Raw genomic sequence first — 14,474 nt, forward strand, 5'->3', positions numbered from 1 at the left:
GCCCCTGCCTTTTGACGAGGCAGCATAACTTTACAATACAGTCCAAACTTTAGTACGGAACTTAGTAATCTTGACAAAAAAGGCTTCTAATCCGCAATATTTACATGCATGATGGACTGGAAAGGTTTGACATACATATTCAACGATGCTATAATTTTAAAAGTTAATAGACACGTAAGGATGGACATAGTCCCTTATTTTTTCGCACATGAGTAAGGAGAAAGCCTGAAATCATGAAATTAAAGATTATCATTCACGATGCTGAAGAAGGCGGATATTGGGCAGAAGTGCCTGCGATCGCGGGGTGTGCGACACAGGGTGATACGTTTGAAGAGCTGCTTGAAAATATCTATGAAGCGATTGAAGGTTGTTTATCTGTGGATGTTGATGCCATAGAAGTCACTGGAAAAGATAGAGTGATGGAGATAGCGGTTTGAAAGCGTTGACGGGGAAAGCCTTCTGCCGTTTATTGGAGAAACGAAGTTGGCAGCTGAAGCGCATTAGAGGTAGCCACCACATTTATGCTAAAGAAGGAATTCCGGTTCGACTCTCTGTGCCTGTCCATGGGAATAAGACCCTCAAACGTGGATTGCAAAGACACTTTATGAAAATCAGTGGAATTGAGGAAAATGAATTGTAGCAGTTAGGAAAAGGCGAGGTTCCTCAACCTCGCCAACGGCGGGTGTATGGGATTGGATATATTCTCTGAATTCGACAATCACTAACGATAAGATTGTGCGGCTTTAATCCGTCCCCAAGTAAGACTCAACTTTCCGGTGGGTTGGACGGGCAAGCCTTGTGATTCAAAGTTCTGTTCGACTTCTTCTAACGTTAATGCCTTCTTATAGATGCGCACTTCGTCGACCGCGCCGATCAAGTACTCAGCAGTATTGCCGTTTTGGGCGATGTACCAGTTCGTTCCACCGCCGCCTATATCGCCAGCCATCGCTTCTTCCTCTTTGACGAGAGCGCCATCGACGTACAACTTCGCCACATCGGCTTCGCGGGTCGCTATCACATGATGCCATTCGCCATCGGCATAGTCATCATCGGTTACCCACGCTTTCCTGACGTTGTTCGCTTGTTCGGTATAGTATCGGAGTTGCCCGGTGTTCTGATTGAAGCCGAGTCGAAAGAAATGATCGTTGAAATCCGTCTTATTTGTTAGGAGATATTGCCAACCGATGCGACTGTTAGGTTGTTTAAAAAACCAGGCTTCATACGATGCCGGACTTTCCGCGATGTTGAAAATACTTGGTAACTCCACACACTCGGGTTGTCCACCAAACTCGAGTGCTTCACCGAGATGGCCTTCAATAGACTTCGGTTGACCGAGGATTGTGCCATCCTTGCCACCCGCAACATCTTTAACTGTATCACCGGCGATGTCGTCTTCGTCAAGTCTGTAATAACTCACTAACCCATCTGTGACGTAAGCCTCCACCGTCATAATTGTGATGAGAGTAAAGGCAAGCATCATACCCGTTTGAGCGATTAGATGTTGGGATTTCATGATTTTCTCCTTGTTATTCGGTATTGGCTCGCAAGCGGGCGAGTTCTTCTCGGAGCCGTTCGACTTCAGTTTCTGCCTTCTGTCGTGCGGCGGCTTCTTGCTCAACGCGTGCTTCAGCAGCTTCAGCGGCGGTTTGAAGCCACTTCTTTGCAACCGGATCATAAATCTCGAAATGCTCACCCCGTAAATGAAAATCTAATCCGAGTGCACCGGAATGAAGACCCTCATCAACACTGGGTTGAATCTCTACATACACGCCATCAACTAACGTAAAACCCATCAGTGGTGATGGCAGATACTGACGTTCAGCATCGTAGAGGAAATAGTCCTGAATCCCCATTCTGGCATAGTGCTCCATCTTAGTAGTTAGGTCGTTTTCGTAGGTGCTTGCGCTGGAGAGTTCCATCACGAAGTCGGGAGACTTACCTTCTTCCCAGACTTTGTAAGTCCGCCGCTGCTTCCGACCAAGCCCGAAAGCGATAAGGACATCCGGCGAGATTGCTGTCCGACGGGGACCCTCTATATCATACATCATAATATCCCCGGAAATATAGACATCTGGATATTGTTCAAAATGTGCTTCGAGTGTCTGCAGTATTCGTATTAGTATCTCTCTGTGCATGTCACTGGCTGCCATAGGTTTTCCATCCGTTTCGGGGTAAAGTTCCGTGTCCGTAGGCGCATAGGGGATCGGAGGACCCTTTAGATAAGTTTGCATTGGTGTTTCTCCTTTTGGGTAAAATGCATAAAGAACACGTTTTAAGGCTGTGTACCGATATCTGAATTACCTGTTAAGTATAACCGAAAATAAGGGTTGCGTCAAGAAGTTTTCAGGTAATACCCCTTCAATCTAACGGAAATAGGGGGCGGCGGACGTTGTGGTATTCAAAGTGCAACGGATTCACGGCAGTTAATCCGGGTGTATCTACCTCAATAATGTTTCCTGCTATCGGTTCGTACGCTGCGCGATAGGCGACGGCGGCTTTGACGACGATCATCCGCATTGACTTCGGATCAATGCCGAGACTATATAACTGCTGTAGGCTAAACGGGGTCTGCCGTCTACTCGTCAACGCGACCAACGACCCTCCAAGGTCAATCACAGTCGTCAATCCCTGATTGTGGTATCGGGCGCCGCCGTGTCGGGGTTCCGTCTCGATGTATTGACCGTCGTGGATAAGTCGTACCTTCCCATTAATTGCGACTGGATCGCCGTGCAGATTGTCCATCTTCCCACCGACTTGGAGCGAGACTGCTTCTCCGACACCTGCCTGAATGCACGCTTGCACGCCTTCCGGATCGTAGAGGACAACGACGAATCCCGACGCGCCTTGTGCTATCAATTCCGCTAAGATGAAGGTGCTGTCCCCGGGTGAACCGCCGCCGATGTTATCCCCCATCTCGACGAGAATCACAGGTTGTTGGGCGGCGTCAAGAGAGATGGCTTGCTGCACGGCTTGTGCTGCGTCGGGTAAATCGAGGGTGAGCTGCCCGCGGCTTTCCCATAACATGTCGGATAAGCGGTGGGCTTCTGCTTGTGCGAGCTGCGGGTTGTTGTCAGTAACAACGACGAAGGCAGGACCTGCTTCATAGACATCGGCATACGGGTAGCCTACGGAGGCGTTGGTGACAAGGACGTTGGGATCTTGCTCTATCTGTTTTGCGGCGTTCAGAATGGTGCGCATGGGTTCGGCATTCGTGACGTGATACCGGATATTGAGGAGCATCGGCGGTTTGGCGAGTGCTTGGGTTGGATTCACCTCGTCCTTGAGTATCCGCATCATCAGTTCTGCGGCTTGTAGCCCGCGTTGCCGCTGATCGATGTGTGGGGTCGTCTTATAGATGACGAGTGCTGTCGATTCGGCGACCATCTGTTCAGAAACATTGGCGTGTTGGTCGAGGGTAACAACAATGGGTAGGTCTCGACCGAGGGCATCTCGCAGTCGGCGTAGGACTTCACCGTCCCCGTCAGGATAACTTTCGGCGACCATTGCGCCGTGGAGTGCGAGCAAAACGCCTTCATATTGCGGGACGGCTTTGAGGTGCTGGATGAGCATATCGGTAAGTCGGTCGAAAGCGTCGTCCGTCACGGGTCCTGCGGGTGTTGCGGAAGCCATCATCATCGGATACGCTGTGTAATTGTAGTCCGTCGCGCCTTGAATAAAGCCGCCTATTTCGTGATGTGATTCTCCCCACGTTTTAATTATATTGCTGGCGTAGGTATGGGAGAACGCTGCGTAATCGGTGGGTGTGTCGCTGAAGGTATTCGATTCGTGCATGATGCCGCCGATGGCGATTGTGGTCATGGGTGTTTACCTCAATTGGGCTGTCAGCAGTCAGGGCGTTCCGTTCCGCTACGCTCCACTTCACTCTCAGCAGTCAGAAGTCAAAAGTTTGGTGCGGTAAAGTTTAAAAGTGTTCTAAAGTGTAACTAAAGTTGTTGGGTCGTCAAGCATAACTTTGAACTTGCAAACTTTTAAACTTGGTTTCCGTCCTGATTGCTGAAAGCGTAGCGACCTGATCGCTGATGGCTAATAAAAAATCTATTGACGGGTACACTGAAAATAGTGTATCATTTAACCACATTTAGAGTAAAGTTGATAATTGTTTATAGGCACGCATTGGAATCGGAACGCGGAGTATGTCGGAGAACAGGACTCGGAAGAATCAGATTGAAGAAGCTATAGAGGTCGCTGCCGAAGCCCATCAGGGTCAGTATCGGAAAGGGACACGTACGCCTTATATTACACACCCTTATGCGGTTGGACTCATTTTAATGGAGGCGGGGTGCTCGGAAGCGGTAGTCGTTGCGGGTATTTTGCACGACACAGTTGAAGATACCGATCTGACCTTGGAATTTATTCAGGAACACTTTGGTGAGTATGTCGCAGGCATTGTTGATGGTTGTTCGGAGAACAAGGCATTGCGGTGGCGGGCACGCAAGACGGAACGTATTGAAGCACTCCGGTGGGCGAGTCCAGAAGTCTGCACTGTAACCTGTGCTGATAAACTTCATAACCTACGGACGATTATATCCGAGTATGATGTGATTGGCGATGCTGTCTGGGAACGGTTTCACGGCGGTGTTGAAGATCAGGCGTGGTATTATCGGAGTGTTCTTGATGCGATTTCCGAACGAGATGCGTCTTTACAAAATGGACTTATACATGTGAAACTATCTGAACCTAACAGCGGTGTGTCCCCCCACTCCGATGTGAAAGATCCTATACCTCAACACCATGCTTCTGATGGCGATAACGTTCAGAAGCTGTCGGAGACAATAGATGTTGTAAATCCTCAACTTTTTCAACAGTTTCAGCAAGCTGTAGCCTATCTATTTCAAGGAGAATCTCAATGAAGATTGCGTACGCTTTTAGACGATGTTCATTATATCCCTACAACGGTGCAGGATTCCCTACCGGTGCCGCAGATCGAAAACAATTTTTGAGTAAAGTTAAAGAGATTGGCTTTGACGGAATTGAACTTCCGGCGATGAACCTACCTGATACTGAAGTTGCAAATCTCCGCTCCGAATTGGAAGGTGCGGGTGTGCCGTGTGTTGCGATCCGCGGCGGTGGTGGTGCAGCGCATCCGCGTGTTGCTGCTGCGAACAAGCGGAGCATGATAAACGCTGTCGAGTTTGCTGCAAAGGTCGGTGCGGGTGTTGTTAATTCCACGGTTACCACGCCACCTCGCGACCCGAATGGGAAAGGCACATACCGTGGTGAATCCGTTTCGCAAGGTTCAAGTCGTCTGGCGACGAACGCCGACTATGAACGGACGGCGGGTGCTGTAAGCGAAGTTGCTGGTGTTGCGGCGGATCTCGGCGTTGAGCTCTCCATTGAGATTCATCAGAACTCGATTGCTGATAACAGTTGGTCGGCATTGCATCTGCTTGAATTAATCGATGCCCCGAACGTGGGTATAAATCCGGACTTAGGCAATATTTATTGGACTTACGATATTCCAGAGGAATCGTGTGAAGATGCGATTGCTGTGCTTGCCCCACACGTTAACTACTGGCACTGCAAGAGTCTCTATCGGGTGCATCTTCCGGATCAGGAACTGGCTATCTACGTCCAAGTCCCACTGCCTGATGGTGAAATCGACTACCGCTTTGCAATCTCGGCGTTGGTAGAGGCAAACTACAGCGGCTATTGTGCGATTGAAGGTGTTCGCTACGGCGACCAGTTTCTCCAAGATGGTCGGAGTGTGGCGTACGTCAAGTCCGTGTTGGCGGATTTGGGGGAGTAGATGACCAAACAGAAGATTCGACTCACAGCGACAGTGAAATGTGCGGGATGAGCGTCAAAGCTGGCTCCGGGTGAGCTTGCGCACATTTTAGATAAGATTCCGAAGTCCACGGATCCGAACCTCCTTGTCGGGACCGAAACTTCCGATGATGCCGGGATTTATCGTATCTCCGACGAATTTGCTCTCGTCAATACCGTGGACTACTTCACGCCTATTGTGGACGATCCCTATACATTCGGTGCGATCGCTGCGACGAACTCACTCAGCGATGTCTACAGCATGGGTGGCGTTCCGAAAACGGCGTTGAACATTACTTGTTGGCCGAAAGCAGATTTGGATTTGTCGATTCTTGGCGATATTGTTCAAGGCGGCACCGAAAAGGCGATTGAAGCGGGCGCTGCACTTGTCGGGGGTCATACGGTAGATGCGCCGGAACTGATGTATGGACTTTCGGTGACGGGTCTTGTGCATCCCGAAAAGTTTGTCAAGAACTACGGGGCGCGTCCAGGGGATGTCCTCATTCTGACCAAAAATCTCGGCATTGGTATCCTTACCACAGGACTGAAGTTTGATAAAATCAGCGATGCGGTCCTGCCACAAGTCGTTGAATCGATGACCCGACTCAATGCATCGGCATCGAAGGTGATGTTGAAGCACGGTGTGAGTGCTTGTACGGATGTTACTGGGTACGGCTTGTTGGGACACGCTTCGGAGATGGCAGCGGGAAACAATGTTCGGCTAAAGATTGACAGCGGTGCTGTTCCTTATTTCCCCGATGCCCCCGGACTCGTTGCGCAGGATACCTATACGCAAGCCTATCTTGCGAATATGGCGTTCCTTGCGGATAAGGTTACGTTCCACACGGATAACGAGGCAGTGCGTCATATCTTGATGGAGGCGGAAACATCGGGTGGTTTGCTGTTCTCGCTACCGGCTGAGAATGCTGATGCAGCGTTAGCAGAGCTCCACGCTGCTGATTGTCCAGAGGCTGCTGTTGTTGGAGAGGTCATGGCAACGGACACGGCACATATTGAGGTGTTTTAATGGTTAGTGGTTGATAGTTTTTAGTTAATGGTATAGTTTGGACACTTGTAGCATAGGAAACTGTTAGCCTGTGCATCCATATCTTCGATTTTTCTGAGGGTTCCTTACACAGGCCTAACTCACAGAAAAGTAAATTCGGATGCACCAGGGGGTAGCCCCAGCGGGGCGAAATGTTTATAGAAACGCCGTATCCGCAAGACATAAGCCCCAGCGGGGCGAAATGTGTGTAAAAACTAATTTAACCAATTCCAAAACTACTAATTGCGAAAAAAAATAAAGGATAAACTTAACAGGTTTCCCAATGCTTTAGCATTGGGTCCAACCCGCGTGTTTCGTGCGTTAGTAGCAAAAAAGATTTACTTTTAAGTCTGTTTTGTGATATGATACTCGTATCAGGTTAGCGGACATACAGAGCGTGACTGCAAAGTTACGTGTCCGCTTCCCACTCTGTAGAGGATAAACGTCTGATACCTGATAGTCTCCATGATAAAAACACACAAAATCACATTAAGACCGAATAGCGAGCAAGTTGCATGGTTTTATCAGCAATGCGGATATGCGAAGTTTGCCTACAATGCTGCATTGTTTGATTTTAAGACAGCACTTGCCTCAGACACCTTTTTATCAAACAATCGTCTTGCGAATCGATTTAATGAAAAAAAGAAATCTTTTGATTGGACGCAAGCACAAGATCAACGTGCTGCAAAATATGCTATAGATAACCTCGGACGTGCGATAGAAAACTGGGTTACCAAGCGAGCAAAATTTCCAAAGTTTAAGAAACGCGGTTGTAAACATGCCTACACGACGGACGAGCAATCTGTCAAGTTTGATAACAAACGTATCAAGCTACCTAAAATCGGTTGGATACGCACTTTTGAGCAGTTGCGATTTATCGGTAAAATCGTATCTGTCACCATCTCGAGGACAGCACACCGTTGGTTTGCGTCTGTATCGGTAGAAGTGGAGAACAGCGAAGTCGTTGATATATCAACACACCCCACGATCGGTATAGACGTAGGTATCAACACTTTAGCAACCCTTGATGATGGGACGAAATACGAGAACCCGAAACCCCTTAAGCGATATGAGCGCAAACTCAAACGCGAACAACGCAAGTTAAGCCGAAAGGTGTTCTTAAGTCAGAATTGGTATAAGCAGAAGCGGAAAGTGGAGCGTATCCATTATCGCATTGCTTGTATCCGAAAAGACGCACACCATAAGGCAACGACGGCTATTGTGAAATGTACCAGTCGTATCGGTATTGAGACGCTTCAGGTTACCAACTTACTGAAAAATAAGAAGCTCGCGAGGGCATTATCAGACGCTGCACTGGGAGGCTTTCTTGAGAAACTGCGGACGAAAGCTGAAACGCTTGGTATTCCGATTGTCCAAGCGGACAGGTTTTTCGCAAGTAGCAAGAATTGTAGTCACTGTGGAGACAAGAAAGATGCCTTAACACTTTCGGATAGGCAGTATCACTGTAGCACTTGCGGAACGTCCATAGACAGAGACGTAAACGCAGCAATGAACTTAAAGCATGTCGCGGTGGGATACACCGAGACGTAAAACGCTTGTGGAGTTTCTGTAAGCCCTCCACTTGCGGGAGGCACGAAATGACGAAACAAGAAGCCCATGACTTTAGGCATGGGAGTATCACAAAAGCAGAACTTGCAAAACAGATTCGTGTTGCTTCATATCTCACGGGTGAATTCAGGCTCCGTTCTGGAAATATTAGTAATTTCTATTGGGATAAATACCGATTTGAGAGTGATCCGGCACTGTTGATGGCAATTGCTAAAGAGATGGCGAAACTCCTACCATCGCGTTGTGACGGTTTGGCAGGCTTGGAGTTAGGCGGGATCCCGCTTGCGACTGCGGTCTCGCTGCAGACAGGCATTCCGTGTTTCTATGTGCGCAAAGCGGCGAAAACCTACGGCACTTGTAACCTTATAGAAGGCGGTGCTGCGGCTGGGAGCAATCTGGTCGTGATAGAGGATGTGATTACGACTGCTGGGCAGGTCTGTACATCTATTGAACAGATACGTGCTGTGGGCTACACAGTGGAACACGTCGTTGCAGTTATTGATCGTCAGGCAGGGGGTGCGGAGAAAATCCATGCGCTTGGGTGTTCATTTGCGTCGGTTTTTACGCTTGAGGCGTTGGAGGCAAATAGCGGACCGCGAACTGCGAACCGCGAATAGCGAACTGAGATTAGTTATACAGAAAGTGATAAGAGAAAATGAAGATACTGTTTATCGGAGATATTGTTGGAAACCCGGGGAGAACGGCGACAACGCAATTTCTCAACGAACATCGAGATAAGTATGATTTTATTGTTGCAAACGGAGAGAACGCAGCAGGCGGTAAAGGGTTGACGTTTGAAATTGTGGATCAACTTTTGGCATCGGGTGTTTCCGTTATTACGACAGGCAACCACGTCTGGGATAAGAAAGAGATTTTAGACTTTATAGACACAACCCCGCAGCTGATACGCCCGGCAAACTACCCTGCAGAAGTGCCAGGACGCGGCGTAGCGATTGCCACGTCAAGTGATGAACAGACCCAACTCGGTGTCATCAATCTCGCCGGTCAGATTTTCATGAATAGGTACACCAACCCGTTTCATGCCCTTAATACAATTCTCCTTGAAATGAAATCAGTGACACCGTATATCCTCCTCGACTTCCATGCAGAGGCGACCTCCGAGAAGATCGCAATGGGATGGCACGCCGACGGTAGGGTCAGTGCGGTGGTTGGGACGCATACACATGTGCAGACAGCGGATGCGCGTATCCTGCCCGAAGGCACGGCTTACATTACCGATGTCGGTATGACGGGACCGCATGACTCCGTTATCGGTACACGGGTCAAGGAAGTAATTGACGGGTTTCTGACAATGATGCCTACACGGTTTTCTGTCGCGAAAGACAACGTCAAACTTTGTGCCGTTGAAATAGAACTCGACGAAGGGACAGGGATGGCGGTGAGTATTGTGCCGCGTCAATATCAATATTAATTAGCGGTCAGCAATCAGAAATCAACGGTATGAATGCCTTAGGGCATTCCCCGGCTGCGCTTTCAGCAGTCAGCAAAGACGCAAGCTTACCGAACACGGCTTTTCTTCTCTGACCACTGAGAGGGTTGTATAGCAACCCGCCCCGACTTCTGACAGCCACTATTGAGAGGTTTCGTTAGACAAATATGCAGATGCAACTGGAGATGTCAGTACCAACAAAGACTGTCCACAGTGTCAGTGAAATAACGGGTCTGCTGAAAAGCCTGATAGAACAACATCGCCCGTTTCAAAATGTATGGGTTCGCGGTCAGGTGTCAAATTGCAGTTTCCCTCGTTCTGGGCATATCTATTTCACGCTCAAAGATGAGAACACCCAAATAAGTTGTGTCCTTTGGCGGAGCAGTGCATCTCGGTTTCGTTCTTTCCTCCGCGACGGTGAAGAGGTGGAGCTACAAGGCAAAGTTACGGTTTATGGGCCGCAAGGCAAATATCAGATAACGGTGAGTCAGGTGAAGCCGCTGGGAGTAGGAGCGTTACAAAGGGCGTTTGAAGCATTGAAGCAGCAACTCACTGAGGAGGGTTTATTTGATCCGGCGCACAAAAAACCGTTACCGAGTTTTCCGAAGAAGATTGGCGTTGTTACATCAGCGTCCGGTGCAGCGATTCAAGACATCTACCAACAGTTGCACAAACGGTATCGACTGGCTGAAGCCGTGCTACATCCAACGCTTGTCCAAGGTGAGGGTGCAGCAGAGGGTATAGTTCATGCGATTCGGGTGCTGAATATGCACGATGATATAGATGTGTTAATCGTCGGTCGCGGTGGTGGCTCAGTCGAAGACCTTTGGGCATTTAATGAGGAGATTGTTGCGCGTGCGATTTTTGCTTCCAGAATACCGGTGGTGTCTGCAGTAGGACATGAAACGGATTTCACCATCTCTGATATGGTAGCCGATCATCGGGCACCGACACCTTCTGCGGCAGTCGAACACATCGTTCCAGATCAATACGAACTTTTCGAGAGATTGGAGGGTACTGGCGCGTGGCTCCGGAAAATAATATCAGATCGGTTAACGGCACACAAAACGCAGCTTCAGGAGTTTGAGACGCGTCTCTCTCCAACGCGTCGCATGGAGGCTATCCATCAACTCGCTCAGAGAATAGACGACTTAGAAACCGCGAGTCGGAATGCGATGGAACGGCGGCTTTCTGATGGTAAACGCGATCTCCAAGCATTTGCGCACCGTCTCAACGCACTGAGTCCGTTGGCGACTTTAGAACGCGGCTATAGCATCAGTCGAAAAGTGAGTGGTGAAGTACTGACCTCAACGCAACAGGTGTCGGTGGGCGATAAAATCGAGGTGCAGTTGGCACACGGACATCTTGCGTGTCGCGTTGAAGAGGTTCGGGATGCAGAGAATGATTGAGAAGGTGGTTATGGGTTGTGGGTTATAAGTTATAAGTTAAGAGGTTTCTCTGTAACAATCTCGCTGTTCTTGACGGTTCCAAGATGGTATTGAAATATCTATTTATTTTTGGAAGGCACTATATAATTCATCACAAATTGAGGTAAGGCATGACTTTTGAAGAAAAACTCACTAAATTATCACAAATTGTTGAAAAATTGGAGGAAGGTAGCGACTTGCCTCTTGAGAGTTCCCTGAAACTTTTTGAAGAAGGTATCGGCTTGGTCGTATCTTGCAGGGAGATGCTCGAAACTGCGGAGCAGCGGGTAACGAACCTCCTTGAAACAGATGAACCGCAAACCGCAAACCGCAAATAGCGAAAAAACAGGAATTCATAAATATGTTCTTAGAAAAAATCAACAGCCCCGCGGATCTCAAAACACTTGAAATTGATGAACTGAAAACGCTTGCTGAGGAGATGCGTGCTTACCTACTGGAAGTGCTTTCTGAACATCCGGGTCACTTCGCTCCGAACTTCGGCACGATTGAGTTAGCAATAGCACTGCATACCATCTACGATACACCGCGCGATAAACTAATTTGGGATATTGGGCATCAAGCCTATCCACATAAACTGCTTACGGGTAGAAGAGAAGCGTTTCCAACGATCCGCCAAAGTGGTGGGATTAGCGGATTTCTCAGCAGAGCCGAGAGTGAGTACGACGTTTTTGGTGCCGGACATTCGAGCACCTCTATCGCTGCTGCGTTAGGGATTGCGACAGCACGCGATCTTATCAATGAAACTTACAAAGTCGTTGCTATCATCGGCGACGGTGGATTAACAGGTGGGATGGCGTTTGAAGCCCTCAACGCCGCTGGCGACTTCAGAAACGATATGCTTGTGATCCTCAACGACAATAACATGTCGATTTCCGCGACTGTCGGTGCGTTCTCAAAACATTTTCATAAAGTCACAAGTTCACCACAATACAATTTTCTTCGCTCAAGAGCGAAAGAGTTCATGAACCTGATTTCGGAGGATGCCAAGCAGATAGCCCGTAAAATCGAGGCATCGCTGAAGTTAGGGACGCTCTTTGAGGAGTTTGGGTTCCGCTACTTCGGTCCGCTTGATGGCAACGATTTAGAGGCACTGATACCCGTATTGACAGGGATCCGTAACCTAACCGGTCCAATTCTGCTGCATGTTGTGACGGAAAAGGGACGGGGTTATGCGCCAGCGGAGGCGGATCCGGTCGGTTTCTATAGTGTCAGTGGTCCTTTCAACCTTGAAACAGGGAAAACGACCAAGCCAAAACCTGCGACGCCTTCCTATACAGAGGTATTCAGCCAAACGCTGATTGAGTTAGCGAAACGTGATACTCGTATCGTGGGTGTAACGGCAGCGATGCCGGGTGGAACCGGACTTGATAAGTTCGCTGAAGTGTTTCCGAGTCGGTGTTTCGATATCGGATTAGCGGAGCAGTGTGCGGTTACGTTTGCTGGGGGGCTCGCTGCGCAGGGAATGCGTCCGGTTGCTGCCATCTATTCGACATTCCTCCAACGGAGTTATGACCAAGTTTTACACGATGTGTGTATCCAAAACCTTCCCGTCATTTTTGCGTTGGACAGAGCCGGACTTGTCGGTGCAGACGGTCCGACGCACCACGGCGTTTTCGATCTGGCGTATCTCCGTTCTCTTCCGAATATGGTGGTGATGGCACCGAAAGATGAAGACGAGTTGCAGTCGATGGTGAAAACGTCGCTTGTTTATGAAGGTGGTCCGATTGCGTTTCGCTATCCACGTGGGACGGGTGTCGGTGTAAAGATGGCATTGGAACTCCAGCCACTCCCGATTGGTAAGAGCGAGATTATCCGGGAAGGCGAGGACGTGTTGGTCATCGCTATTGGCAACCGCGTCTATCCTGCATTGGAAGCGGCGCAAACTTTGGCGGATTCGGGCATCTCGGCAACGGTTATTAATGCTCGATTTGTGAAACCGCTGGACACTGAGACGATAGTTCCGCTTGCAGAAAGTATCGGCAAGGTGATTACAGTTGAAGATGGTGTGGTGATGGGTGGTTTTGGTAGTGCTGTCTTGGAAGCACTTGCTGCAGCCGATGTTACGAACGTGCAAGTCACGAACCTCGGCATCCCAGATGAATTTATTGAGCACGGTGATGTCCAACATCTTTATGCGTTGTGTCAGTGTGATGCGAACGGAATCGCCCGCGCTGCGAAGATGATGGCTGGTTAATATGCAACGGATAGATACCTTCTTAGTAGCACATCAACTTGCGGAGAGTCGGGAGCAGGCGAAACGTCTCATTCTTGCTGGTGCGGTGACTGTCAATGGCGACTCCATGATTAAGCCGGGGCAACAGGTTCCTGCTGATGCGAAAGTCGTTGTGCAGGCGCAGCAGAAGTACGTAAGTCGCGGCGGTTTCAAACTGGAAAAGGCGTTATCTATTTTTGGCGTGGACGTGCGGGATCGGGTTGCGCTTGATGTTGGTGCATCAACGGGCGGTTTCACGGATTGTCTTCTCCAACACGGTGCCAAGTTTGTCTACGCTGTTGATGTCGGTTACGGGCAGCTCGCTTGGAAGTTGCGCACCCATCCACAGGTCCTACCCATTGAGAAAACGAACATCCGGCATCTAACGGTGTCACATTTAGAAAACCACGAACCGCGAACCGCGAACCGCGAAGAACAGCAGGGAATGGAAGATAGGAAGCAGGGAAGGAAGGGTGTCCCCCAATCTTCCAATCTTCCAATCTTCCAATCTTCCGTTAAAAAAATTTCTGTTGCTGTAATTGATGTGTCCTTCATTTCTTTGCGGACAGTGCTACCGAGCGTCGTTAATCTTTTAACACAGCAAAACCGCGAACCGCGAACCGCGAACCGCGAACCGCTTGATATTATCGCCCTCCTCAAGCCTCAGTTTGAAGCGGGGAAAGCACACGTCAAAAAGGGTGGCGTTGTGTCTGATAAATGGGTGCATATTGAGACGATAGACAACCTGAGTGCTTTTGTTAACCAGAAACTCAACGCAACCCTGATGGGACTCACCTATTCACCGATTCACAAGGACATCGCGAATATTGAGTATTTGCTTTGGTTCAGGGTTGATCGGAATGCTCAAGCGGATGCGCTCGTACCCAATCAGACAACAGCAGAGATTGTAGACGCTGCATTTGAACGGTTTGGTTAATGGTTGATAGTTAATAGTTGTTGGTTAAG

Annotated in this window: 15 protein-coding genes; 12 read left to right on the forward strand and 3 right to left on the reverse strand. The window is 48.9% G+C overall.

The features are described from left to right. Positions 1-233: 233 nt before the first annotated feature. Positions 234-437 (forward strand): type II toxin-antitoxin system HicB family antitoxin, encoded by a 204-nt coding sequence (locus OXN25_23550; GenBank protein MDE0427844.1) that lies wholly within the window; start codon positions 234-236, stop codon positions 435-437. After that, entirely contained in the window at positions 434-640 is a 207-nt protein-coding gene (locus OXN25_23555) for a type II toxin-antitoxin system HicA family toxin (GenBank protein MDE0427845.1), read from the forward strand. The genes OXN25_23550 and OXN25_23555 overlap by 4 nt, the downstream gene beginning before the upstream one ends. 81 nt (positions 641-721) lie before the next feature. On the opposite strand, the gene OXN25_23560 is transcribed toward OXN25_23555, so the two are convergent. The 3 genes from OXN25_23560 to OXN25_23570 all read right to left on the reverse strand — a co-directional run bounded on the left by OXN25_23560 (position 722) and on the right by OXN25_23570 (position 3,819). Next, positions 722-1,513, reverse strand: coding sequence for a LamG domain-containing protein (locus OXN25_23560; protein MDE0427846.1), 792 nt, complete (start codon positions 1,511-1,513; stop codon positions 722-724). 13 nt (positions 1,514-1,526) lie between these two features. Next, a complete protein-coding gene (locus OXN25_23565) occupies positions 1,527-2,231 on the reverse strand; it encodes a Uma2 family endonuclease (protein ID MDE0427847.1) in 705 nt (234 codons plus the stop codon). Positions 2,232-2,358: 127 nt separating this feature from the next. Continuing rightward, entirely contained in the window at positions 2,359-3,819 is a 1,461-nt protein-coding gene (locus tag OXN25_23570) for a M81 family metallopeptidase (protein MDE0427848.1), read from the reverse strand. Positions 3,820-4,154: 335 nt separating this feature from the next. Here OXN25_23570 and OXN25_23575 point away from each other — a divergent pair, with 335 nt between their 5' ends. From OXN25_23575 to OXN25_23620, 10 genes are all read left to right on the forward strand, one after another. Beyond that, positions 4,155-4,871, forward strand: a complete 717-nt coding sequence (locus tag OXN25_23575) for an HD domain-containing protein (GenBank protein MDE0427849.1) — start codon at positions 4,155-4,157, stop codon at positions 4,869-4,871. Then, the gene (locus OXN25_23580) at positions 4,868-5,767 is read left to right on the forward strand and encodes a sugar phosphate isomerase/epimerase (GenBank protein ID MDE0427850.1); all 900 of its coding nucleotides are present in this window, start codon (positions 4,868-4,870) and stop codon (positions 5,765-5,767) included. Before OXN25_23575 ends, OXN25_23580 begins: the two co-directional genes overlap by 4 nt. Positions 5,768-5,827: 60 nt before the next feature. Continuing rightward, positions 5,828-6,811, forward strand: coding sequence for a selenide, water dikinase SelD (gene selD, locus OXN25_23585; protein ID MDE0427851.1), 984 nt, complete (start codon positions 5,828-5,830; stop codon positions 6,809-6,811). Between the two features lie 483 nt (positions 6,812-7,294). After that, complete coding sequence (locus OXN25_23590; GenBank protein ID MDE0427852.1) at positions 7,295-8,380, forward strand: transposase; 1,086 nt, start codon at positions 7,295-7,297, stop codon at positions 8,378-8,380. Positions 8,381-8,427: 47 nt separating this feature from the next. Beyond that, positions 8,428-9,015, forward strand: a complete 588-nt coding sequence (gene pyrE, locus OXN25_23595; protein MDE0427853.1) for an orotate phosphoribosyltransferase — start codon at positions 8,428-8,430, stop codon at positions 9,013-9,015. A gap of 38 nt (positions 9,016-9,053) precedes the next feature. After that, complete coding sequence (locus OXN25_23600) at positions 9,054-9,830, forward strand: TIGR00282 family metallophosphoesterase (GenBank protein MDE0427854.1); 777 nt, start codon at positions 9,054-9,056, stop codon at positions 9,828-9,830. A 203-nt stretch (positions 9,831-10,033) separates the two neighbouring features. Continuing rightward, entirely contained in the window at positions 10,034-11,257 is a 1,224-nt protein-coding gene (xseA, locus tag OXN25_23605; protein MDE0427855.1) for an exodeoxyribonuclease VII large subunit, read from the forward strand. 149 nt (positions 11,258-11,406) lie between these two features. Next, positions 11,407-11,613: an exodeoxyribonuclease VII small subunit gene (gene xseB / locus OXN25_23610; protein ID MDE0427856.1), complete on the forward strand. Its 207-nt coding sequence runs from the start codon at positions 11,407-11,409 to the stop codon at positions 11,611-11,613. Between the two features lie 23 nt (positions 11,614-11,636). Continuing rightward, positions 11,637-13,490 carry a 1-deoxy-D-xylulose-5-phosphate synthase gene (dxs, locus tag OXN25_23615; GenBank protein ID MDE0427857.1) on the forward strand — a complete coding sequence of 618 codons (1,854 nt, stop codon included), beginning with the start codon at positions 11,637-11,639 and terminating at the stop codon, positions 13,488-13,490. A gap of 1 nt (position 13,491) precedes the next feature. Continuing rightward, positions 13,492-14,445 carry a TlyA family RNA methyltransferase gene (locus tag OXN25_23620; protein ID MDE0427858.1) on the forward strand — a complete coding sequence of 318 codons (954 nt, stop codon included), beginning with the start codon at positions 13,492-13,494 and terminating at the stop codon, positions 14,443-14,445. The last annotated feature ends 29 nt before the right edge of the window (positions 14,446-14,474 follow it).

It is taken from the genome of Candidatus Poribacteria bacterium, from assembly GCA_028820845.1.
Lineage (GTDB): Bacteria > Poribacteria > WGA-4E > WGA-4E > WGA-3G > WGA-3G.